Origin of the sequence: Halobacillus sp. K22 (genome assembly GCF_052246795.1) — a bacterium.
GTDB lineage: Bacteria > Bacillota > Bacilli > Bacillales > Halobacillaceae > Halobacillus.
In genome coordinates this window covers 1-23,836 of the sequence record NZ_JBQQCN010000009.1, presented here as the reverse complement: position 1 = coordinate 23,836, position 23,836 = coordinate 1, and the positions used below count along the sequence as shown (strand labels likewise).

At 43.0% G+C, this 23,836-nt stretch carries 22 protein-coding genes; 4 read left to right on the top strand and 18 right to left on the bottom strand.

The window, feature by feature from the left end; all coding sequences use genetic code 11:
* The first annotated feature begins 4 nt into the window (after nt 1-4).
* On the top strand, nt 5-187 hold the full coding sequence (locus tag ACTWPM_RS08480) for a hypothetical protein (protein WP_443132629.1): 183 nt from the start codon (nt 5-7) through the stop codon (nt 185-187).
* A 170-nt stretch (nt 188-357) separates the two neighbouring features.
* On the opposite strand, the gene ACTWPM_RS08475 is transcribed toward ACTWPM_RS08480, so the two are convergent.
* On the bottom strand, nt 358-2,376 hold the full coding sequence (locus tag ACTWPM_RS08475) for a penicillin-binding transpeptidase domain-containing protein (protein ID WP_443132628.1): 2,019 nt from the start codon (nt 2,374-2,376) through the stop codon (nt 358-360).
* A 369-nt stretch (nt 2,377-2,745) separates the two neighbouring features.
* On the opposite strand from ACTWPM_RS08475, the gene ACTWPM_RS08470 reads away from it, so the two are divergent.
* Nucleotides 2,746-3,231: a GyrI-like domain-containing protein gene (locus ACTWPM_RS08470; protein WP_443132627.1), complete on the top strand. Its 486-nt coding sequence runs from the start codon at nt 2,746-2,748 to the stop codon at nt 3,229-3,231.
* 85 nt (nt 3,232-3,316) lie between these two features.
* Here ACTWPM_RS08470 and ACTWPM_RS08465 read toward each other — a convergent pair whose 3' ends face one another.
* From ACTWPM_RS08465 to ACTWPM_RS08445, 5 genes are all read right to left on the bottom strand, one after another.
* Nucleotides 3,317-4,609: a M20 family metallo-hydrolase gene (locus ACTWPM_RS08465; RefSeq protein ID WP_443132626.1), complete on the bottom strand. Its 1,293-nt coding sequence runs from the start codon at nt 4,607-4,609 to the stop codon at nt 3,317-3,319.
* 136 nt (nt 4,610-4,745) lie between these two features.
* Nucleotides 4,746-5,198, bottom strand: a complete 453-nt coding sequence (locus ACTWPM_RS08460) for a hypothetical protein (protein ID WP_443132625.1) — start codon at nt 5,196-5,198, stop codon at nt 4,746-4,748.
* Between the two features lie 15 nt (nt 5,199-5,213).
* Nucleotides 5,214-6,005 (bottom strand): DUF3100 domain-containing protein, encoded by a 792-nt coding sequence (locus ACTWPM_RS08455; protein WP_443132624.1) that lies wholly within the window; start codon nt 6,003-6,005, stop codon nt 5,214-5,216.
* A 174-nt stretch (nt 6,006-6,179) separates the two neighbouring features.
* Nucleotides 6,180-7,397, bottom strand: a complete 1,218-nt coding sequence (gene fdhA / locus ACTWPM_RS08450; RefSeq protein ID WP_443132623.1) for a formaldehyde dehydrogenase, glutathione-independent — start codon at nt 7,395-7,397, stop codon at nt 6,180-6,182.
* Between the two features lie 364 nt (nt 7,398-7,761).
* Nucleotides 7,762-8,457, bottom strand: a complete 696-nt coding sequence (locus ACTWPM_RS08445; protein ID WP_443132622.1) for a nucleotidyltransferase domain-containing protein — start codon at nt 8,455-8,457, stop codon at nt 7,762-7,764.
* A gap of 393 nt (nt 8,458-8,850) precedes the next feature.
* On the opposite strand from ACTWPM_RS08445, the gene ACTWPM_RS08440 reads away from it, so the two are divergent.
* Both ACTWPM_RS08440 and ACTWPM_RS08435 read left to right on the top strand, forming a co-directional pair.
* Nucleotides 8,851-9,627, top strand: a complete 777-nt coding sequence (locus ACTWPM_RS08440; protein WP_443132621.1) for a sulfite exporter TauE/SafE family protein — start codon at nt 8,851-8,853, stop codon at nt 9,625-9,627.
* A gap of 25 nt (nt 9,628-9,652) precedes the next feature.
* On the top strand, nt 9,653-10,777 hold the full coding sequence (locus tag ACTWPM_RS08435) for an MBL fold metallo-hydrolase (protein ID WP_443132620.1): 1,125 nt from the start codon (nt 9,653-9,655) through the stop codon (nt 10,775-10,777).
* A gap of 130 nt (nt 10,778-10,907) precedes the next feature.
* Here ACTWPM_RS08435 and ACTWPM_RS08430 read toward each other — a convergent pair whose 3' ends face one another.
* From ACTWPM_RS08430 to ACTWPM_RS08375, 12 genes are all read right to left on the bottom strand, one after another.
* The gene (locus ACTWPM_RS08430; protein ID WP_443132619.1) at nt 10,908-11,345 is read right to left on the bottom strand and encodes an OsmC family protein; all 438 of its coding nucleotides are present in this window, start codon (nt 11,343-11,345) and stop codon (nt 10,908-10,910) included.
* 5 nt (nt 11,346-11,350) lie between these two features.
* Nucleotides 11,351-11,917, bottom strand: coding sequence for a TetR/AcrR family transcriptional regulator (locus tag ACTWPM_RS08425; RefSeq protein ID WP_443132618.1), 567 nt, complete (start codon nt 11,915-11,917; stop codon nt 11,351-11,353).
* 350 nt (nt 11,918-12,267) lie between these two features.
* Nucleotides 12,268-13,245 carry a phosphotriesterase family protein gene (locus ACTWPM_RS08420; protein ID WP_443132617.1) on the bottom strand — a complete coding sequence of 326 codons (978 nt, stop codon included), beginning with the start codon at nt 13,243-13,245 and terminating at the stop codon, nt 12,268-12,270.
* A gap of 400 nt (nt 13,246-13,645) precedes the next feature.
* Nucleotides 13,646-14,998: a GntP family permease gene (locus tag ACTWPM_RS08415; protein WP_443132616.1), complete on the bottom strand. Its 1,353-nt coding sequence runs from the start codon at nt 14,996-14,998 to the stop codon at nt 13,646-13,648.
* Between the two features lie 28 nt (nt 14,999-15,026).
* Nucleotides 15,027-16,574: a gluconokinase gene (gene gntK, locus ACTWPM_RS08410; RefSeq protein ID WP_443132615.1), complete on the bottom strand. Its 1,548-nt coding sequence runs from the start codon at nt 16,572-16,574 to the stop codon at nt 15,027-15,029.
* A gap of 298 nt (nt 16,575-16,872) precedes the next feature.
* Nucleotides 16,873-18,021: a galactonate dehydratase gene (gene dgoD, locus ACTWPM_RS08405; protein WP_443132614.1), complete on the bottom strand. Its 1,149-nt coding sequence runs from the start codon at nt 18,019-18,021 to the stop codon at nt 16,873-16,875.
* The gene (locus ACTWPM_RS08400) at nt 18,018-19,025 is read right to left on the bottom strand and encodes a 2-dehydro-3-deoxygalactonokinase (protein ID WP_443132613.1); all 1,008 of its coding nucleotides are present in this window, start codon (nt 19,023-19,025) and stop codon (nt 18,018-18,020) included. Before ACTWPM_RS08400 ends, dgoD begins: the two co-directional genes overlap by 4 nt.
* 12 nt (nt 19,026-19,037) lie before the next feature.
* Complete coding sequence (locus tag ACTWPM_RS08395) at nt 19,038-19,673, bottom strand: bifunctional 4-hydroxy-2-oxoglutarate aldolase/2-dehydro-3-deoxy-phosphogluconate aldolase (RefSeq protein WP_443132722.1); 636 nt, start codon at nt 19,671-19,673, stop codon at nt 19,038-19,040.
* A 124-nt stretch (nt 19,674-19,797) separates the two neighbouring features.
* The gene (locus ACTWPM_RS08390; protein WP_443132612.1) at nt 19,798-20,565 is read right to left on the bottom strand and encodes an IclR family transcriptional regulator; all 768 of its coding nucleotides are present in this window, start codon (nt 20,563-20,565) and stop codon (nt 19,798-19,800) included.
* A 176-nt stretch (nt 20,566-20,741) separates the two neighbouring features.
* Nucleotides 20,742-21,830: an FAD-dependent oxidoreductase gene (locus ACTWPM_RS08385; protein WP_443132611.1), complete on the bottom strand. Its 1,089-nt coding sequence runs from the start codon at nt 21,828-21,830 to the stop codon at nt 20,742-20,744.
* Nucleotides 21,831-22,044: 214 nt separating this feature from the next.
* A complete protein-coding gene (locus ACTWPM_RS08380) occupies nt 22,045-23,265 on the bottom strand; it encodes a hemolysin family protein (RefSeq protein WP_443132610.1) in 1,221 nt (406 codons plus the stop codon).
* A 273-nt stretch (nt 23,266-23,538) separates the two neighbouring features.
* On the bottom strand, nt 23,539-23,836 hold a 298-nt coding region (locus ACTWPM_RS08375; protein ID WP_443132609.1), incomplete at its 5' end, for an RNA-guided endonuclease TnpB family protein.

Here is a 23,836-nt window from a genome sequence, read left to right as displayed (position 1 = left end):
ATCTATGAAAATTATAGAGATTCTCTTATTGATTACAGCCATAATCTCTCTCATCATCTCCTTGTTTATTCAAATTGACTTACTGATTATGACCACTTTATTAGGAGGAATCGGTTTCTCTGTATTACGATTCGTTCGTACATATGAACAAAGAAAAAAACCAGGTACTGGGAAACCCGAATGCTAAATACTACCCTTCTTCTCATGGAGGAGACTCCTTCGATATGGATGGTGAATTTGAAATAGGCGGGGATTCAGGTGGCGGCGATGACTAATTGCTGGCTAGCTTCTTAATAATAAAAAAAGATCCCCTCAACATTGAAGCTTGAGGGAATCTTAGGTAAAAAACAGCCGAAATTAGCGCATTTCCTTAAATACATTTTTCACTTTTGGAACGACGTAGTGGCTGCCGCCCTCGACGTCCTCTATCATCATAGAAACCAACAAATCAGGATTCTCGGTATCCCACGCAATAAACCATCCGTTCTCCTGAGCATTTTCCTGATCAAGAGATTGTTTTAACTCGGCCGTTCCGGTTTTTCCTGCGAGTTCAAGCCCTTCCACCTGCGGCTCGTACCCTGTACCGTTTTCATTTTCCACTACTGCTTGCAGGGATTCGCGTACGGTAGATGCCGTTTCCGGACTCATGATATTTTCATGCCAGGCCTGACTATTCTCTTCATTCTTCATTAGAACGGGCTTTAGTATCGTACCTTCATTTATAAACGGAGTGTAAGTCATAGCCAAATGCAGGGTGCTCATTTGAACTTCCCCCTGGCCATATCCTGTATCTGCAAGCAGCGGTTCATTGTTTCCAAACGATTCTTCATTCAGAATCTGTGAAGAACTTATTGGATAGGCTAACGGGATGTCTTCTCCAAAACCAAAATCCTTCGCTTGCTTTAAAAAGGTTTCACCGCCGATATCTAGAATAGAACGCGCAAAATAAATATTATCTGAACGTATAAGCGCATCACGCAGATTCACCTGCTTCTCTTCATTAGCTCCTGGAACCCTCGTCACCGAATATCCGCCCCAGCCTTCCTCGCTATAAGTTCTCTCAGGGATCGACATTTCTGTTACTGGATTAATTGCTCCTGCTTCAAGACCGATCGATGCCGTAATCGGTTTAAACGTCGAGCCCGGAGAATAGGTTTTAGTAAATTTATTTACAAAAGGACGATCCGGGTTTTCCGTCAACTCTTTTCTACGCTCCTGGCTCATACCTAAGACAAATTGGTTGGGGTCATAGGAGGGAGCACTCACAAGGGCCTTCACCTCTCCGGTGGAAGGGTTAATCGCGGTAGCAGAACCGGAGTCTCCTTTCAGTTGATCGTACACCGCCGTCTGCACATCGGTCTGGATAGTAAGAGTAACATCCTCACCATCTGCAGCAGGCCGTTCAGCGAGTACCTCTTTTACCTCGTTATTTTCATTTAATATCGAAACTTTCCCGCCCGGTGTACCTCTCAGTTGTTGCTCCTTCACTCTTTCCAGTCCCGTTTGTCCAATCTGATCGTTTGAAGTATAGCCTTCACCTTCCCGCTCCTTCAGCTGTTCCGCTGTGATATCATCCACGTAACCAGTCAGGTGAGCGGCAGCTTTGCCCAGAGGATATACACGGGCATCATCAATTTCATTAAACTGCGTGCCGGCTAATTCTTTAATCGCAGCAATTCTTTCATCATCATCGGCAACCGCCCCTATGGGTACATAGGAGTCAGCCTGCACCCAGGACTGATTTAGCTTCTGATCAATGCTTTCCACCGAGACGTTCAAGATCTCTGCCAAGCCTTCTTTGGCTTTCTCTTCTTCGCCTTCCATTCTTGCAGGAACGAGCCCCACTTCTTGAATGGTGCCATTTACCGCAAGTCCTTCTCCATTCTGGTCGACGATCTCTCCGCGTTCAGGAGAGAGAGTTTCTGGATAAACCGTATCTCCTTCTTCCATTCCAGCAAAGATCATGGAAGGATTCCATTTTATCGCCCACGACACATTATCATCATCTTCTTCAAATACAAGTTCAGCTTCATGCGAAAAATTAATCGTTCCAGCCATGGATTCCATGCTTGCCTCATAGGCAAACGTTTGAGCTTCTTCCTGGTCATACTCCTGTTCTTCTTCAGGCAGACTATATGTAACTGCTAAGTCACTCATATTAATATCTTTATAAATTTCTTCGTACCTCTCTGTAAACTCTGCTTCGCTCATCTTCTCTTTTGAATTCTCTCCCAGCAGTCCGTACATTGTTCCATATTCTTGATTTTCCCAAGCTGCCATATACGCCTTGAATGTTTCTTCCGGACTCGGCTGTTCAGAACAGCCTGCAAGACCTATGAATGCAAGGGAAAAAATGATTACCTTAAGCCACTTCATCAATAGCTGCCTCCTTCTAGACAAAATAGGACAAATTCCATCTTAATAGTAGATATTATATCAAAATTCTGACGATAACGTAGGAATCCCAACCTATCAATTGGAATTTTTGTCCTATATTTTGAATCTACTTTAGTTTAAATTATTATTGTTGTTTCTATTAAATTTCCCTGTTGCTTGTACCAACTGAATTCGCAATCGTGTTAAACACAGAATAATACCTCACCTGTTTTCAAGTGTTAGAGAGCCATCACCACTAAAGAAATGAAGTCGCGATGACATTATTGTATAAATACATTTGGAGAAGGTGTTTCATACATAGATAGCGAATGTATTCTATGAAACTATATGGATTTGGGAGGGAGTAAGGTGAGTTATGAAATTTTAACTTTACCAGCCTACAGGGCAGTAGGATTAAAATGGGAGGGAACATTTTCTGAAATCATACCGGATTTAAAAAACGTCATTAAACAAAGTGAAGAGCGAGCAAATGAGTTAGAGTATAAGGTGAATCCCATGGTTCAATTAGGGCTATCTTATCATGTAATCGAAAATGGGTTTGTACATTACGCTGTCTACGAAGTGAGTGAGAAGCAGGAGATTCCTGATGGGATGATTGAAATACGGATTCCTGAATGGACGTATGTAAAGACTACCCATCACAAAGGAAAAGATGTACAAAAGACATATGCGGATTTACAACAATGGCTGATGGATAGTGAATATACCGCATTTAGAGAAGCTGGTGTAGATTACTACGATCCTTATATGCCCATCAAACATGAGTATTATCCTGTTGATCGTGACCCAAATGATCCGCACTTTGACATTTATATACCGATTGTTAAAAAATAAAAGTATATGATTCAACCAACGGGGGCTTTTATTTTGTATTTTAAAAATGGAAGTCCCCCTCAGGGAACTTCCATAGTTTACATGATTAAGAAAATGATTCGATATACGATTTCAACACATGAACTCCCTGAACACAATCATTCAGCGAAGACCATTCGTCGGGATTATGACTGACGCCGTCTTTACTATTAACAAACAGCATAGCGACAGGCAGATAGTGACCAACGATTAATGCATCGTGCCCGGCTCCACTTGGCAGTTCCATCGGCTCAATACCGTGCTCCTTCAAAGCCTGCCTCAGCTTTTTCTTTAAGTGATCAGGAATCGGAACAGGATTCACTTTCAAAGTCTGACGAAAGCGGTATTCTACCCCAAACTCTTCGGATATCCTTGCCGCTTCTTTCTCAATTCGTTCGATCAATTGATTTCTAGTTTCTTCGTAAATATCACGAACATCGACATTTAAAGCAACTTTTCCAGGGATTACATTAATTCCGTTCGGATATACATTCAGCTTCCCTACCGTTGCTACAGCAGAATCACTGAACTCCCGTGGAAAGCCGTGGACATTCCGAATGAATTCTCCAGCGGCCACTAACGCATCTTGACGCTCCGTCATAGGCGTATTGCCCGCATGTCCAGCTGTTCCGATGAACTCAAATTCAAGCCAACTCGGACCAGCAACGCCTTCCACGATGCCGACCGGCAGATTATTCTGCTCAAGTCTCTTTCCCTGTTCAATATGGACTTCAACAAACGTCTCTATCTCTTCCAAGTTCCGAACAGCCTTGGCAAAAGTGTCAGTAGACAATCCAATTCCATTCATAACTTCCTCAAAGCTTTTCCCATCCTGATCCTTAAGTTCTCCTTGCAGTTCAATATCAGCTGTCCCTGTCATGGCACGGCTCCCTGTGAGACCACTATTGAAGCGCGCTCCTTCTTCATCTGAAAAGATAACCACTTCGTAAGGGGCGTCAGGCTGATAACCATTTGCTTTCCACGCCTCAACAACCTCAAGAGCTGAAAGTACTCCAAGGGGTCCGTCAAAGTGGCCGCCGTTAGGTACACTATCCAGGTGTGAACCACTTAAAACGGCGGATTTCTCAGGATCTTTACCTTCTAAACGACCGAATATATTCCCAGCTCCGTCCTTAGATATCGCAAGCCCCGCTTCCTTCATCCACTCGATGGCCAGATCTTTAGCCTGTTTTTCTTCTTGAGAGAAGCCAATGCGCATGCTTCCTCCATCATCTGTTAATCCGATCTCAGACAGTAGATGCAGGCGCCTGGCCAAACGTTCTCCGCTTACGCCATTATAATCATTATGATGATCGTAATCCTTGATCAGTTCTTGATGTAAATCCCATTCCGAACTCACACGATCACTCGCCTTCCAATGTATTTTTATTTAACTTTCCTTCTTTCATAACCATAACAATTCTATCTTTATTTTCTAAGGACCGTAATCTTCGGACCAGTAACGTGTCATTCTAAAGAATAATTAAATTACCCTCTTAAATAATACCTTGAAGACTTAAAATCAACTCAGAAATTAACGCAGATCCAAGAAAAGTACCAAGCAGTACAAGGCTGGCAACTACGATAGTTCTCCAGCCCAGTCGCACAAAATCTGTCCATGACCGGCCGATCGCGATTCCCGCGTAGGCAAGTATAGGTGTGGTAAGAGCCAGCAGTTGAACTTCATTCGTCCAGGCAACAATATAATCCGAGCCAGGCATCCATGGCATGGAAATGAGTACACCGATAATCGCTATGTAGGCGACACTAGGGAATTCAATGGGGAGAAGCCTGTGCAGGATAAATCCTGCCAGACAGACAAGCACCAGAACAAGCATGCCTGGGGCTGCAGCCAGAGGCATAATGTCATATCCAAGCCAGTTGCCAAGCAATGACGTTACGCCAAAAATAATTAATAATAAAGACCATTCCTGAATATTTTTTAACATGGCAAGCTTCCTCCTTTACCCTTTCTGATTTCTAGTCATGACGCTATACAGCTTTTCAGTCAGGGGCAGCCCTATAAAAATACTAATATAAAGTCCTGTCGATAGAGACAATAGATTACTTGCTCCCGCAAATGCTACAATCTGGTTTTCTAAATCAGGAAAAGCTTCAATGAGCGACCCGCTTGCTGCTGCCATCATACTGCCGCTCCCGATTCCGGAGGCCATTGCAAAAGAAAGAGGATGAAGCGGAGTCACTGTAGCCAGAAAGCCAGAAATCAGCCCCATAAATACCGCTCCAAAAACCGTCCCGAAAATGTAAACCGCCATGACACCCTGACCTTCAGCTGAACTGATGCCGTACTTGTCCATAATCAGTCCTACGTTTGGTTCCCTTGCTACAGAGTGCGTCATTCCAATCGACTCACGTTTTAATCCAAGCCATACGGCTACAGGTAAAGCGAGAAGAATCGTACCCAGGTTCCCTAACTCCTGCAGTAATAAAGCTGGACCTGCTTCAATCAGCTGAGGCAGGGACGGACCAATGATAACGCCAATCTTAGCCAAAAGAAGGGCTACACCGAGAACGATAATCGGCTCAGCGTTCTTAGACTGCCTTTCCTTCACAATAGGAGTAAAATACAAGATCAGACCAATAATTAACGCATACAGCATCGGCAGCAGTAGAACCACACCCGGGCCAATAGTAAAACTGTACGTGCCGATTGCTTCCGTTACTAACACAGTTATTAATACAAGAACATGAAGCCTCCAGTCTTTCCATAGTCCAGAGCCCATTCCAGTGCTCATTCAACCACTCCTTCCACATCACTTTATCACTTTCATCCGTTGCAGTGTCATTCTATCACAACGCTAAAGATTATAGAGTATCGTACCGCATAATTTAATAATTGAAAAGAGCCTGCTATGCACGTTTTCGTCAAAATTAAAAACGCAGCCAGCCGGCTGCGTTTTATCATCCCTTTAGCTTTTTAGCAGTCCATGGGGATCCAACACAAATTTCTTAGCTACTCCATTGTCAAACTCGTCATATCCGCGCGGTGCATCTTCGAGTCCAATTACAGTTGCATTTACAGCTTTAGCTATATCCGCTTTACCTTTTAATATGGAGTGCATTAGCCCTCTATGGTAACGCATCACGGGGGTCTGCCCTGTTACAAAGGTTTGAGCTTTCGCCCACCCCAGACCAAAATCGAGTTTTAAGGCACCTCGTCTGGCATCCTCATCGGAAGCCCCCGGATCCTCTGTGACATAGAGGCCCGGAATACCTAAGCCGCCACCAGCACGCGTCGCTTCCATAATGGAATTGAGCACTGTAGCAGGAGCCTCCTGATGATTATGGCCATGAGCTTCAAAGCCAACACAGTCCACTGCTGCATCAACTTCAGGCACTCCCAGAATCTGCTCAATTTGTTCAGATATATTATCATGCTTGCTAATATTGATCGTTTCACACCCAAAACTTTCCGCTTGTTTTAACCTTTCCTCAATAAGATCCCCAACAATAACTACAGAGGCTCCCAGCAGTTGTGCTGAATGTGCCGCTGCAAGCCCTACAGGTCCAGCGCCAGCAATATAAACCGTTGATCCCATTTTCACTCCGGCTGTGTAAGCTCCATGAAAACCTGTTGGAAATATATCAGAAAGCATAGTTAAATCAAGCATTTTTTCCATAGCCTGATCCTTATCCGGGAATTTTAATACTTGAAAATCTGCGTACGGGACCATAACATATTCGGCCTGGCCGCCGACCCATCCTCCCATATCTACGTATCCATATGCGGAACCAGGTCGATCAGGGTTTACGTTCAGGCAAATATGTGTATCTCCTTCGATACAATTTCTACACCGTCCACACGCTATATTAAATGGCACCGAAACCAGATCGCCTTTATTTACAAACTCTACGTCCCGTCCTGTCTCAATGACTTCCCCGGTGATCTCATGTCCAAGGACCAATCCTTCAGGTGCTGTGGTTCTCCCACGTACCATGTGCTGATCACTTCCGCAAATGTTGGTAGACACTATTTTTAAAATTACCCCATGTTCACACTTTCTCCCAACATTTCGAGGATTTACTCCTGGTCCGTCCCTTAAAACTAATTCCGGAAAATCAATGTCCTTTACCGTTACTCCGCCATTACCTGTGTAAGCCACCGCACGATTATTGGTTCCCATCATTACAGCCTCCTCTATTATTCAGAACTTCTGTAAAGCGCTTTCATATAAATACAAAAAAATAACAGTCGATCCATGATAAATAAGGTTTGGGAATACCACTCCTTTATGTACGTAAAGCAGGCAATTTTACGGACAGCCCATGGCATATTTTCCAATTTATTAACTTTTCCCCATTTATATACAGATTTAAACTTATTTCGAATTAAAAGTATTTTTTATTAATTTTAGTTTGCCGATCTTATTATGAAAATCTAGCTATCAATTTTTATGTAAGTAAAAGCTTGTATTCTTCCGTTAAAAAAACTTAAACAGCACAGTATGTTGAGCTGTCTAAGTCTTACCTGCTTCAGCCACTCTTACTGCATTAAAACCTGGCATAATAATCATGAAAAAGCCTGCCCCCATAAGGAGCCAGAATTTCATCCACGAACCTGATTAATTCCCCTTTTTCCTGACGAGTATAAAAGGATTGAAGACATTTCGTTAACCTTCCAGCCAACGCTTCATCATAGTTTTTCAGAGAACGATACATCCACTTCCCCTCTCCTACCCACCTTTTGTTGGATCTTAAAATAAACTGATGCAGACTTTCTATCAAAGCACTGACCGAATAAACATCTTCTTCCGGAATGGTGGATCCTTCCAGATCATCCAGCTTGTCGGAAATCGCGTACCGTAATTCATCCAGTTTACTCAGAGATAAAGCACTAGGCCCTTCTATTAAGCTTCTTTTAGCTTGTTCCTTAATCTTTTCAGCTTCACTGCCCCCTTTGAGGACCGTCCCCTCCGCACACATGCGGGTCGTCAAAGGTACTCCATGCTGAGTTTCTATAAACAACGCATCTTCCAGGGAATCTTCATTATGGACAAACGCTTCAATCGGCCATTCGCAATAATAATACGACTTTCGAAAGGGTTCCTGATCAATAACTACGATATCCAGATCTGATGAAGGAGTCTCCTCGCCACGAACGACGCTTCCTGATAGTACAGCAATCTTGCAATCCGGAAAATATGAATCAATAAACGCTCGGGCTGTTTGAAAGGCATCTCTTTTCATGGGATCTTCCCACCTTTTAGGATCTTATAGGAAACGCGCGAAGGCGTTCAACTATATCATATTCAGAGATCAGGGCGGTGTTCGGCTGGTAGTATAGCTAAAATAAGGCACTGCGCATTAAAATAGCGAGAATGATTAAGTACGAAATTTTGATTCTAAAAAGATGGATAATTTAAAAGAGGGTGAAGAATAAATAAGACCATTAGAAAAGTACTTAAATTAATCTCCATTTTATGGATGACCTGAGGTGACAAAAAAAAGGAGCTACCATCACCTGCTGAATTCAATTTAATTTTTTCGTTTAACTACATACCTATGGTGGTACCCATATTATGTGAGGGGATAAGTAAATTAACCAATGTAAGATATGCTGCTGGCGAGGTGATGTTTGCTATGAGTGCGGCTTTTTTATTCACAATATTTATAATTGGTCTGGCGGGATCCTTCTTATCTGGACTCGTTGGGATAGGAGGCGCCATCGTCAATTATCCGATGCTTCTCTACATCCCGCCCTTACTTGGGTTTAGTGGATTCAGTGCCCATGCGGCAGCAGGTGTCGTAGCTGTACAGGTATTAGCCGCATCTTTTGGAGGAGTGCTCGGGTACCGGAAGGGAAACCATCTTTATAAGCCGCTGATTTTATATATGGGAATTGCCGTTCTAATCGGCAGTCTGATCGGCGGTTTCGGAGCCAAGTTTCTATCCGAACACATCATTAACTTGATCTATGCTATATTAGCTTTGATAGCTGTCGTTATGATGTTTGTACCTGCTAAAGCCAGCAATGAACAGCAAGAAGATATCTCATTTAATAAATGGCTCGCCTCTGGTTCCGCCTTCATGGTCGGAATAGGGGCCGGTATTGTGGGAGCAGGAGGAGCATTCCTACTTGTCCCTATCATGCTCGTCATGCTTCGAATCCCTACGAGGGTCACGATTGCTTCTTCCCTGGCAATTACTTTCATCTCCTCAGTAGGAGCGGTGACAGGTAAACTTTTTTCTGGAGATGTTCCACTCCTGCCTGCCGCCGTCATTGCCGTTGCAAGTATTCTCACTTCCCAGCTTGGGGCTAAAGCAGGACAAAAAATGAACACGAAAGTATTGCAATGGATTTTAGCGTTATTAATTGCAGGAACAGCCATTAAAGTATGGTCAGATATTTTATTCTAACGATTTTGAATTGGAGGGGTAATTAATGTCATTACAACCGTTAACAACTAAGCAGCTGGCACAAAAAATTCTCTCAAACGAAGAAGTATTCATTCTTGATATCAGAAAAGAAGAAGATTTTAACGATTGGACCATTGAAGGCGAAAGCGTCCAAAATCTCAACATTCCTTATAAACAATTGGAAAACGATCCATCTTCCGTAAAAGAACAACTTCCTGAAGACCAGACCATCTATGTGGTTTGTGCAAGAGGAATCTCCTCCCAAAAAGGCGTGGAAATGCTGGAAGAGGCAGGAGTTACAGACACCACTTACGTGGAAGGCGGAATGACAGCATGGAGTGAGCACCTGGAGCCTATGAAAATCGGGGATCTTTCTGGAGGAGGAGAACTTTATCAATTCCTTCGTCTAGGTAAAGGCTGCCTCTCCTATATGATTATTTCTGATGGTGAAGCTGCCATAGTGGATGCTGTCCGCATGACAGACATTTATAAGAATTTTGCGGATGAAAAAGGCGTATCCATTCAATATGTACTGGATACTCACCTTCACGCCGACCACATCTCAGGTGGAAAAACATTAGCTGACCAAACCGAAGCTGACTATTACTTCCCACCTAAAGATGATGAAGGCTTAACGTTTAAATATAACAAACTTGAGGACGGCACCGAGATCACGGTGGGAAATGCCGCAAAAATCTCTTCCTTTTATTCACCTGGGCACACCATAGGAAGTACAAGCTTTGTTGTAGATAATCAATTCTTGCTCACAGGCGATATTCTGTTCTTAGACTCTATCGGACGTCCTGATCTGGCTGGAAAAGCAGATGACTGGGTAGAGGATCTTCGCAAAACTCTATATGAGCGTTATCAGCTTCTTTCCCAGGACTTAACGGTGCTGCCGGCTCACTTCGGTGCTATGAAAGAAATTAATCAAAACGGTACCGTTCAGGCGAAGCTTGCCGAGCTGTATGAGCATAATGACCGTTTAAACGTAGAAGACGATGAGGAGTTCAGACACCTTGTCACAGATGGACTTCCTCCACAGCCAAACAGTCATGAAGAAATCCGTCAAATTAACATGGGCAAAAAAGATCCAGACCAAGACGAAAAACGCGAGATGGAAGTAGGTCCAAACCGCTGCGCTGTTTAAGTGGAACCATTAATTGTTAAAGTGCTACATCTCGGGACAGAATTTTTTTAGCAGAGCATTAAAATTAAATACACTAAAAAAGCTGGGGCAGTAAGAAAATACCTTACTGCTCCAGCTTTTTTTATTGCAATTATGCTTTAACCCAATTCGGTGTAAGTTCCACATCTGCTGCTTTAAGCGTAGTGTAAACAGGGCAGCGAGAATCTACTGTTTCCTGTAATTCTTTCACGCGATCTTCTGATTCACTAGTGTGAACTGTTGCATTTACCGTAACTTTCTGGAAGTAAGGACGTACGCCTTCTTCTCCCATCATTCCTCTGGAATCCAGTTCCCCATTGATTTCAAAGTCGATGCCTTGAAGATCGAAATCCATTTCTTTAGCCACAAAGTTGGCTACGGCATTTTCGCAACCCGCTAGTGAAGCAAGCAAGGTTTCCAGAGGATTGGCACCTTCGTCAGTTCCGCCCATTTTCTCTGGCTCGTCAATAACTACCTGATGCTCACGAGCAGTACTATCCGTTTTCATTCCTTTAGAAACTGCTGAAATTTTTTCATTCATTTTAGCCATTTCAATCATTCTCCTTCATTTAAATAATTTAATCGAATCGCCTCTATAATATCTTTCAAAATTGAAATGTCCTGATAACTCTTCATTAACAGGATTCCACCTTCAATCTGTGCCACAATAGCGCGGGCCTGTTGTAATGCTTGAGCTTCTCCGCGTAAATCTTTCATCACTTCAGCAAGATTCAGGATCCATTGATCAATCAGACCATTAATTTTACTGCGAAACTCTTCGTCGTGTTCGCTCATTTCAATAGCTAAGTTTCCAAAAGGACAACCACTAATCCTTGGAATGCTCTCGTGGTAGTTCACAGCCCACTCCAGCATTTTATCCATTTTTTCTTTAGATGAAATAGGAGACAGGAAAACCCCCTGGATCAATTCGTGGTTCCACATGGCAACGTAATGATCGACAATCGCTAATCCCAACTCTCTTTTAGAAGCGAAGTAATGATAGAATTGACCTTTTCCTATATCGGAAGCCTTCAAAATATCACTTAGTTTGGTAGCCTCATAGCCTTTGGTATGAATTAATTCGGCTGTAGTGTTTATAATTTCTCTTCTCTTTTCGCTCACAAAATCACCCACTCAGCATTATTACACCTACTGGCCGGCATTGAAACGCGGTCACACCTCTACTCTTCTATTTCACAAAAGGAGCACAAAGGTAATTATTTTCTGAGTGCTAAGCTAGAAAAAGCCAAGACGTTCGTATCACTTATCTCTATTCCCCAATACAACAAACCAAAACCAACCGGTTGGTACAATGTCAATGTAACACCCATATCCTATTGAATTCAAAAAATTAAACTAGCAGGTAGCATGAGATCCCTGTGAAATACGAGAGTGCCCCCAATGCTCGAGGTCCATCGGATGTGCTCAGCAGGATGATATGTTTCTAAGTAAACTTTCCCTCTTTCTATTATTTAAGAAAATAAACGTTTGCTGTTTGAAGTAAAGATTTGGTTCACCTGTTCTTCTGTGATGGTCCTTTGCTCTTTAAGTTCTGGAAGAATGCGCTTAAACAAATGGTCCGGCTGCCAATTTTGAAGCAGATCCACCAGTGGATCAGGTAAAACAGGAGGGCGCCCCCACCATACATTGACCGTATCGTGCGAAAGGAACAGTTGTTTCTCATAGCCTAAAGCAAGCAAACCGGCGAGTACAGCCTTTCTCTCTTCGTCCATCGGTGCTCCCACAATCCCCTGTAATCCCCATCGGTCCATCGCCATATAAACACCCTGTCTAAGTACCTGCAAGTGCTGGTTCATATCAGTTGCTCCGCACATATGTCCAATAACGATCTTTGAAGGATCCGCTCCCTCTTCAATCAGGAATGCCGCCTGCTCAGGTCCCATTGTCCCCTCCTGCGTATGGGTTAAAAGTACAATCCCTGTTTCTTTTTGCGCCCTTACTGCTGCTCGAAAAAACATGCTTTCATAAGATGTAATTTCATCTTTGCTGGAGGCAAGTTTAATAATTCCTGGTTTGATGCCCGTTCCTTCAATTCCACGAGTAATCTCTTCCATGAACATTTCATAGATTTCTTCTTCTGCCGTTCCCAGCTGCTGACGAAACTTAAAGTAAGGCGTTGCCCCTTCTCCTTCGTAATAGAAGCCGGTCGCACAAATAATATTCAGCCCGGTGTCTTCCGATACAGCTTGAAGCAGCCGAACGTCACGCCCACATTCATTGGGCGTCGGGTCCACTACTGTTTTGACACCTTGCTGCTGGATCATTTTAGCAATTTCTATACCCTCACGCCTTTTTTCTTCAAAATCAAATCTTCCGAGTGTAAGGTCACCCTGAAACCCTGGATAGCCAAAATAGAAATGCTCATGTATCAATGTTTTCCCTAATTCCTCTGTATCCAACGATCCAAGGACAGTTTCTACCATTCCCATTTCCCCATTCACCTCCGAAATTTATTCACATACTAACTGGATAGTATGTGGTTTGCTAATAAAAAAGCCATTCCTTTTTAGTGAAACAGCTTCAATACTTTTACTATATCTATAGTTTTCTGAAAATTCAATGGATTGTTCATAGAATTCGTTTAACATGACCGGAGTCTATTAAATATACAAGGCTATGTTAAAAGTTATGGTTGATCTTTCACCCAAGAAGACTCTAACTAACGGGCCGGAAAGCGAAATCGTCCCCCGCAGCACCTAATTCTCACAAAAGTCTTGAAACTGAGTCTTCCAGTTAAGGGAGCTTAACTGTAATAAATCAATATGGAGATTAAAAAAGAGCCAAAACACAAAAAAAGAGACTCCCTATAACGGAAGCCTCTTCATTGGTTTATACAAAGATGCTCAGGATCAATGCAACTCCGAATCCTACAAGACCGATAATGGTTTCCATAACCGTCCAGGATTGAAGGGTTTCTTTTTCCGTCAATCCGAAATAACGGTTTACTAGCCAGAAACCTGAATCGTTGACGTGAGAAACGACGGTAGCACCGGATGCTATAGCAATTACCAGTAGCCCAAGCATAGGTTCACTTACATCAAATGTCTCAAGCAGTGGAGAAACAAGTCCAGCTGCTGTGATCATTGAAACGGTAGCAGAACCCTGCGCGATACGAACAACAGTAGCGGTTAGGAAGGCGAATACGAGAATTGGCATCTGCGTCTGCTCCATGGCATTGGCAAGAATATCTCCGATTCCTGATTGAATCAGCATTTCACCGAACACACCACCGGCACCCGTTACTAGAATAATAATACCTGCAGGCTCAAGGGCTTTCGTCGTAATTTCCTGTACTTGTTCTTTAGAATAGCCGCGTTTAATTCCAAAGATGTAGAACGTCAGCAATGCCGCTATCGTTAATGCCACAAATGGGTGACCCACAAATGTAAGAATGCTCTGTGCCGTGCTATCATCGGGCAGCACAAGACCAGACAACGTATTGATTAAAATCAACACCAGAGGGAGGGTAATGATCGCTACAACACTCTTGAAGCTCGGAAGGTTCTTCTGGTCGTAATCCACATTCTTCACTTGTTCGAGCATGTAGTCTGGAACCCCAACGTGAATTTTATTAGAAATATACTTTCCGAAAACAGGTCCAGCAAGAATCATGGCAGGAATACCAGCCAAGAAACCAAATAGGATGACCCAGCCCAGGTCTGCGCCAAGCAAGGAGGCTACGGCGATCGGACCAGGAGTCGGCGGGATGAAACTATGCGTAACCGCAAGACCCGCAAGTAATGGAATACCAAAATATAATAATGACTTTTTCGTACGCTGTGTCAAGCTGTAAAGCATTGGAACTAAGATCACGAGCGCGACATCAAGGAAAACCGGGATAGAAACAATAAAACCCGTCAGACCCAGAGCCCAGCTAATGTTCTTTTCTCCAAATTTATCAATTAGTGTAAGAGCAAGACGTTCTGCTCCTCCTGAAACTCGCAGGATTTCACCGAACATCGCACCAAGACCGATAATCACGGCTACGTAACCAAGGGTACCTCCCATTCCATCTTCAATGGTTGTAATAATATCCCCAGGATTCATTCCCACGGCCAAACCAACTAAAATACTGACGGTAAGCAACGCTACAAAGGCTTGAAGCTTGGTTTTCATAACTAGAAATAATAAGGCTACAACCGCTAATACGGCTACAATCACTAACCCCGCTGTCGATTCCATTTAAATCTTCTCCTCTCTTTATTAATGTTTATTTATGGTGTTCCATAAGCTCACGCTGCACGTCTGAAATAGCACTGAATTCATCAGGCAGCTTTCGAGCTAATCTTAAATAAATCGGTTTCATTAGGCGATACGTGTGAACATTCTCTTCAATCGGCGTGTGCTTCACTGTCGTCTGGAGTATGTTCTGGATACTTGAGAGATCATCAATCCAGTTCAGAGACTTCATAGCAAGCCAGGCGGCTCCTAAGCATGAGCCCTGATGACTCTCCGGAATAATCATGTCCGTTTCGAACATATCCGTCATGATCTGGCGCCACAGTTCAGAACGTGCAAACCCGCCGCCTGCGCGGTATTCTACCGGTTCCACACCTGCTTCTGTCAGTGCAAGGGCTACAGAATACATTTGGAACATGACACCTTCAAGAACACTGCGAATCATATGGTCTCTTCCATGATCAAGCGTCAATCCGAAGAAAACACCTTTCGTGTCTGCGTCCCAGAACGGAGCACGTTCTCCAGTTAAATAAGGTAAGAACAACAATCCGCCTGAACCGGCACTCACACTGGAAGCGCGTCTTGTTAATTCATCGTAAGCACTCTCACCATTTGCGGCTGCTTTTTCCTGTAAATCCGGAAACAATTGGTCGCGTACCCAGCGGAATGAAATTCCCCCGTTATTAATCGGTCCACCAATTACCCACTGGTCTTCCGTGAGCGCATAGCAGAAAGTTCTGCCCTTAGGATCAACGGCCGGTTCGGATACCACTGTTCGAATCGCTCCGCTCGTTCCGACTGTACATGCGATTGATCCTGGAGTAATAGCACCCACCCCAATATTTGCGAGCACTCCATCACTTGCTCCTATTACAAAAGGTGTTCCAGAGTCGAGGCCTAGTGCCTCAGCATGTTCACTAGAAAGTCCGCGAATGATTTCTGTCGTAGGAACAGGTTCAGACAGCTGCTCCGCCGATACTCCGGCTGTTTCCAGAGCTTCTTTGTCCCAGGTCAACTCCTTTAAGTTAAAGAGGCCTGTAGCGGAAGCAATGGAATGATCGATAACAAAACGGTTAAATAACTTGTAGAAAACGTATTCCTTGAGGGAAATCCACTTAGCTGTCTTTGCGAAGAGTTCAGGTTCATGCCGTTGCATCCAAATCAATTTTGTAAGTGGAGACATCGGGTGAACCGGAGTTCCAGTCCGCAAGTAAATCTCATGCCCTCTGCCTGCTTTCAGCTCTTCCGCTTCTTTAACTGAACGTTGGTCTGCCCAGGTAAGAGCGTTGGTCAACAGTTGGCCGTCTGCGTCTAAAGCCAGAAGACTGTGCATCGCTGAGCTGAAGCTGACTGCTGCAATCTCTCTGTTTTTCTGCTTAACCGTACGTGACACTTCTGTCAGCGTATAAATAACAGCCTCATAGATTTCATCAGGGTCCTGTTCTTTACGATCGGCTTCAGGAGAATAGAGCGGATATTCTTTTTCCACTTCCGCATAAATACGACCTTCCTGATCGTAAGCTAATGTTTTTGTACTGGTCGTACCAATATCGATGGCTACGATAAGTTCTCTTTTCATATCATTTTCCTCCACGACATATCCTAGATTCATATGTTTAACCGGTAAACGCTTTCAATTCGCAGAAAAAATTATATTAATTAAGTTGAATTTACTAACGAAATTTTTTTCTTTCACTAATGATTATACATAAAATTTTTTTCAATTCAACCCTGTTTGTGAAACTAATTTTCATAAAATCTCCCTTGATCTCCTGCTTTCACTCCCATAATAAGGATTTTCACCCATTACCAGCAGGAATAAAAAAATTTTCATAAAAAGAGGAAAGCTCTAATTTAATTGAGCTTTCCTCTTCGCCTTACCATTCAGCAATGCTGTTGTCATCGTGGCGCCAGATCGGGTTGTGCCAATCATGCCCTTCCTTGGCTCGCTCACGTACGTATTCTTCATCAATCTCTATACCAAGTCCTGGACCTTGAGGAATTTTCACAAACCCATTTTCATAATCAAAAACGCTGCGGTCTTTAATATAATCCAGCAGGTCATTATCTTTATTGTAATGAATACCAAGACTCTGCTCCTGGATGGTCGCATTATGAGCAGTCGCGTCCACGTGCAGACAGGAAGCAAGAGCGATCGGACCAAGTGGACAGTGCGGAGCCAACGCTACATCATACGCCTCGGCCATCGAAGCAATTTTCTTGGTTTCTGTGATTCCTCCGGCATGAGAGATATCCGGCTGGATTACATCAACATATCCATCTGATAAGAGATTCTTAAAGTCCCAGCGGGAAAACATCCGTTCACCAGTAGCGATCGGAATATGAGTATGCTGCGCAATTTCCCTGAGCCCTTCATTATTTTCGGCAAGAACAGGTTCTTCCAGGAACATAGGGCGGTAGGGTTCCAACTCTTTAGCCAGTACTTTAGCCATTGGCTTATGCACTCGTCCGTGAAAATCGATTCCTATTCCTACTCCTTTGCCAACCGCTTCCCGTACGGATGCTACCCGCTCCACTGTTTCATCGATTTTTTCATAGGAATCCAGATACTGTACTTCCTCTGTTCCGTTCATCTTAATCGCCTGAAATCCTGTATTTACCGCTTCTTTGGCAGCCTGTCCTACATCAGAAGGACGGTCGCCGCCAATCCAGGAGTAAATTTTAATAGAGTCACGGCAGGCTCCTCCGAGCAATTGATAGATGGGGGCATTGTAATACTTCCCTTTAATATCCCATAATGCCTGATCGATTCCGGAAAGAGCACTCATCAGAATCGGTCCGCCCCGATAAAAGCCTGAGCGGTAAAGCATATTCCAGTGGTCCTCAATTCGGAAAGGATCTTTTCCAATTAAATTCTCCATCAATTCTTCAACGGCTGCCTTTACTGTGTGGGCTCTTCCTTCAATCACCGGTTCTCCCCATCCGGCAATCCCTTCATCCGTTTCAATCTTTAAGAACAACCACCTTGGCGGTACTTGAAATAGTTCATAGCTTCTAATTTTCATTTCTGTTCCTCCTCATAAGCTTTTATAATTTCCAACGCTCCATGAAACGCGGCCATATCACTGCTTTTCTCATCCAGTTCATGGATTTTCCAGTCCTGCTCAAGCTTCTGTAGTAAATAGAGAAACAGCTCTTTAAGTGGACTGGAACCTCCAACCATTACCCAGGAAAGTCTTTTCAATTTAGAGAGTTCGAGTTTTATAGCTTTCCAATCTTCATGAAAAAGAACGCCAGCCAAATAGTTGGCTCGTCCATTAGCATCCAATTCTCCCTGGAGATCCAGGAGCCTCACGTGGAACAAGGCACGTGTCACCCCCACTTTCTCACAGGCTTCAAACCCTTTATTAAAAGAGTCAGGAGCGAAGGATTCGATCAGCTCCTCCTGAAGTGAACCGGATAAAATCGTTTCCGATTGAACCGCTTTCAAAAGTTCACCGGTAAGCGTAGTATAGCTTCTCTTTAGGGTACCGTCCGCTTCAACAAAAACAAATTTCGTATGAGATCCGGGCAGAACCATTAGTCCTTCCCCTTCTGGCCTCTGCTGGTTCCAAAGCCCGATGGATTCCACCTCTTCTCCGCGCATCACATCATATTTATCTATGAAACTACTTTCTGCCATTCCTTCCAGGCTGGTGCTCTTCATACCAGGGATAAACAGACAGGGAATATGAAAAAATTCTTCAAGCCTTACCACTTTCACATGAGCAGCTAAGTCCTTCACTCCAGCAGGACCCTTTACATGCGGAACTTCGAAGAGACCGATATTCGATGTAATCATGCCTGAAGCCGCCATATAATCGACATCAGATAGTTCTAATTCATTTCGTTCGATTAGCTTCCGAATCCCCTCTTGTAAATAGGATTTTAAACGATCCGTATTTCCATCCATCGCTGTATTTCGAATACCGGCTTCTATTTTCAGAACATCTGTCATCTTATCGTTTTCCCCGGCTGCCAGTCGCAGACGAGAGTTAGTCGTTCCACAATCGATGATTATCTTAGCCATAAAGTCCCCTCCTCAATCTTCAAAGACTTGATCTCGAATGGAGACCAGCTCTCTCGCCGCTGCTTCAATTTTATGAAATTCCTTCTGCTCCACCCATTTTGGATGAACCAGCGAACTTCCAAGGCCTACGGAGTGCCACCCGCTTTTTAGGTAATCTTCCAAATTCGATGTAGAAATTCCTCCGACAGCCATTCCGTTAATAAATGGCATAGGGCCTTTAAGATCCTTAATATAACCAGTATTCACCTGAGTTGCCGGGAAAACCTTTACCAGGGATGCTCCGTACTCGTAAGCGGTTAATACCTCAGTTGGTGTAAAAACTCCTGGTATAACTGGTACGCCGTAACGGTTTCCAGTTTGAATGGTTTCTTCCTTTAAAGTGGGTGCAAGCATGAAGTCAGCACCTGAATGAATGGCGTCGCGGGCCGAGCTGCCATCAAGTACAGTCCCTGCTCCAACGATCATATCAGGATACTGCTCTTTCACTTGTTGAATGGTTTCGAGTGCATGTGGTGTGTTCATCGTTATTTCAAGAATACGAATCCCACCGTCATATAAGCTTTTCACTATAGACTCGAGAGTTTGCGTATCTTGAAGCCGCAGAATGGCTACCAGCTTTTCTTTTTCGATCATTTCCAGTACTGTCATCAAAATCTCCCCTCCACAATGTTCCTTATTACGGAACGTTGTTCCACTTTTTAATTATAAAAAAAGTTCAACTACTAAAAACCTAAAGTATTCCAGCTGTTTTTGTCAACTGTATGTCTCTCCTTCAATACCCAAGCATACGGGAAATCTCAAGGGATGTACGCAAGAGACTGTCCGTACAAGCTTCAACCTTTTCTTCTGTCATCCTTGAAGTGGAACCTGCCACACTAATGGCCGCTATCGCTTCACCGCGATGATTCCAAATCGGTGCTGCCGTACAACGCATTCCCCTTTCATGTTCTTCATTATCTATCGAATAACCCTGTTTACGTATGTACTCCAAGTGACTCTTTAGCTCGTCTTTATCCGTAATTGTATGGGGTGTGTACTCCTTTAATTTAAGGATACTCATTAAATGATCTTGTACTTCACTAGAGACAAATGCGAGCAGTGCTTTTCCGATCCCTGTGCAATATAGCGGGGCCCGCTTTCCAATGGAAGAGTACATACGAATCGGTGCATATCGCTCTACTTTATCGACGTAGATGACTTCTGCCTCCTCTCTAATTCCTAAATGAATGGTCTCACCTGTCTCCTGGGCAAGCTTCACTAAAAAAGGATTTGCCGTTGTTCGTATATCCAGGTTTTCCGAGACTGTCTCGCCAAGTTCAAGCAATTTTAATCCTAGACGATACTTCTCAAGCATGTCATCTTGTCTTACATACCCTTTTTGCTTTAATGAAGCCAGTAGTCTATGAACCGTGCTTTTCGCCACATCTAAACGGTGAGCAATTTCTGTAACTCCAAGCCCCTCGGAATTCTCCTGTAAAAGCTGAAGAATAGTTAAAGCCCGGTCTACAGATTGCACGGTTGCAGCTGTTCGTTCACTCATTCTTATTCCCCTCCTCTGTTATTCATAGCTTATCACATTCAACTTTGTCTCAGGGGAATGATCATTTATTCAATCCGCTCACACAAATGCCAAAGCATCGGCTCCTTTGTTCCAGGAGAACTGGAGTCGTCCGATACTTTTAGTTACTAAGACGAGGGGCATGGTTCAGCGGTGTGCTATGCTTTTCGACTAAATGGATGAATGATGCGGCTCAAGATCTTCATTAAATTTAAGTTTTTATTCGTAATCATACTTTCGATTAACTGAATGTTGATCGACTTCGTAATCAGATCCAGTTTATTATTATCAAATTTCTCCATAGTTCTACGCAAAGTGAGGGAGTCGTGGTAACTCTGAGAAAGCGGCTTAACGAGCTTAGTGTAATTCCCTACACCTGCGATATCATGTGCGGCATAAATCCCCGTTAGGATCGATTCAAATTGCCCAAAGCCAAATACAGGCGTAATTGATCCCCAGCAATTTCCGATAAAAAATGTATTTCCAATTCGATCGGTTTCTGACTTTCCAATGCGATAATCCTTTATGGAATACTCATTGATAATTGCAAATTCTTGATCCAATCGTTTACAACAATCTGCCAGACACATCTTCCATAACTTTTCCTTATCCAGATGCTCATTCTCAGGATATTGCGGGTAAACCAGTACAAGCGAAGCTTCACAATCAGAATGGGGCAGTAAATAACCCATTCCTTTAGGAGCATAATCGTGATTAAAAAACACATAGGCCTCTGTCTGATTAAAATCACCCCTGACGACTGCTCCTTTAAAACTTGCTTTAAAAGCAACGTCATAGGCCTGGATTTTTTTAGTATCCAGTGGATCACCTGTGGCTAAAACGATATGCGTGTATTCCTTTGAGAGTTCCTCATAAGTAACATTCTGGTTATATTTAATTTTTCCTTTCAGCTGACTTTCCATTTGCTTTTCATAAGAATCCGGGTGCTTCCCTCTCATGTTGGTGAAACCAAGATGTCCATCGATAAAGGAAGACTCATTCTTTGAATAAAAATGGACTTTTTGCAGGTTGCTTGAAGGCTTTAAGTGAATATCATGTGTTTCCGAAAGAAACTTAATCGCATCATCATAAGGAGTGTGAAACATGGAAAACATGGCTTCCGCTATGACAAATCGATCCCCTACCTCTTCCCGTCGTTCAAAAATATCCGCTTGATATCCATATTTTTCAAGGGTTAATGCACACGAAAGTCCTGCTAAACCGGCTCCCATAATTGCTATATTCATACGCAGACACCTCCAAAGAATTCTTGATTCCCTTAGTTTGCATAAAAAGATTCATCTTATGCCAATGAATCCAAGAATGGCCTAAAGAAAGCTGGGTTAAGCAAACAAAAAGGAGCGACCTTATAAGATCGCTCCTCTAAATCTTAGAGACCACCATTGTAAGCGGGCAAGTTTATCATTGTGCAGTATCTTCTGAACTCCCTGGTTCACAAAGTTATTTAACTACCTGAACTTTTTTGATCTTCCTGCCTTGAATCTCAAGTATTTTAAATGAAATGCCGTTTCTCTCCAATACAGCTCCTTCTTCTGGAAACACGTTAAACTCCTCTAATAAGTATCCTGCTAGTACATCTTCTTCCTCAGGTATCTCAGTATCGAAGATAGAATTCAATCGGCGCAGAGTTATTTTTCCATCACAGATAACCTCATTTTCTGAAACTTTCTCAATAATCGTATCCGTTTGGGTGTCCATCTCATCTTCAATTTCCAGCCCAATCATAGCTTCAATAACATCTTCGTGTGTTAAAATTCCTTCGGTTCCGCCATATTCATCGAGCACAATAGCCATGTGCTTTTGTTCTCTCGTCATCTTTTTAAATACCCACTCAATTTTCTGGAACTCGTAAATGATTAATGGTTCCTTGTAAGTAAAAGTCTCCAATGGTTTTTCAGGATCCATGGACCAGGAGGTCAAATACTTCGAGTGGAAAACAGCTATGATGTCATCCATGTCTTTTCTATACACAGGATATCGTGTGTAAGGGTTCTGAATTACGATATCTCTGACTTCTTCAAAAGAAGCATCTGCGGGAAGAGCAATCATGTCTACTCTCGGGGTCTTCAGGACGTCTTTTACATTCAGGTTATAAAAATCCAATACACCTTTGATACGAAGAGATTCTTCTTCGTTAAAGGTTCCTTCAGAGTCTGCAATATCAACCATAGTTCTCAACTCTTCCTTAGAGATGGAAACTTCATTAGATTGACCTTTATCAAGTGCCTTAGTGATCACACCTGTCAGTTTATTAAGTACAATGGTAATTGGTTTAAATACAAATACAAAAAAACGAATCACAGGTGACACCAGTAAAGAAATACGATCAGGAAATGCAGCTGCTATAGATTTCGGAATGACTTCGGAAAAGATGATAATCGTCACCGTCAGAATAGCTGAAGCTAACCCTACACTGAACCCATATTGAATCGCAAGGGTTGTAACAAGAGTGGGCAATAAAATGTTCGCAATGTTATTCCCGATTAAAATAGTGGTAATGAACTCACTCGGTCTTGAGATTAGCTGGAGCAGATTTTCTGCTTTCTTGTCATTATTATTTGCTCTTGATTGTAATTTCATTTTATTAGCAGCTGTTAAAGCTGTTTCGCTCCCCGAAAAGAAGAGTGAGACAAATAACAAAAAGATAATAGCAATAATCACGTACAGTTTCCTCCTAAGATGGACATATTAAAATCTAAAATGGATGTAATCGTATTCCCTTAAAACCGCTCACGAGTGAAGGTCGGAATTGGGGATAAAAGCTCTGGCAAAAAACATCGATCATGCTTGCAGCAAAAAATACCATTAATAAGTTTAACAATATTTCTTGCTTCAAGCGAGTTTGAGATTTCTTGAACTACCCCACTTACTCGCTGACGCTCCTTGAAGTTGGGGGATTCCTAAGAGCACGAACCTAACGGTTCGTTCAAATGATTAGGCTAGCCCCGTTGCACCGACGGTGGGAAGGATCCTTTGAATCTCCTTCAATATATTGAAGCTCGCATTTAGATCGCGGTTGTGGTGGCTGCCACAATTCGGGCAATCCCACGTTCGAACAGCGAGATTCTTCACCTCACCGTTTTGGTATCCACAACAGGAACACAGTTGCGAACTCGCAAAAATTTTCGATACGGGTATCAATTGTTTTCCGTACCATTCTGCTTTGTATTCGAGCATAGACGTGAACATCGACCAGCTCGCATCACTAATCGATTTGGATAGTTTTCGGTTT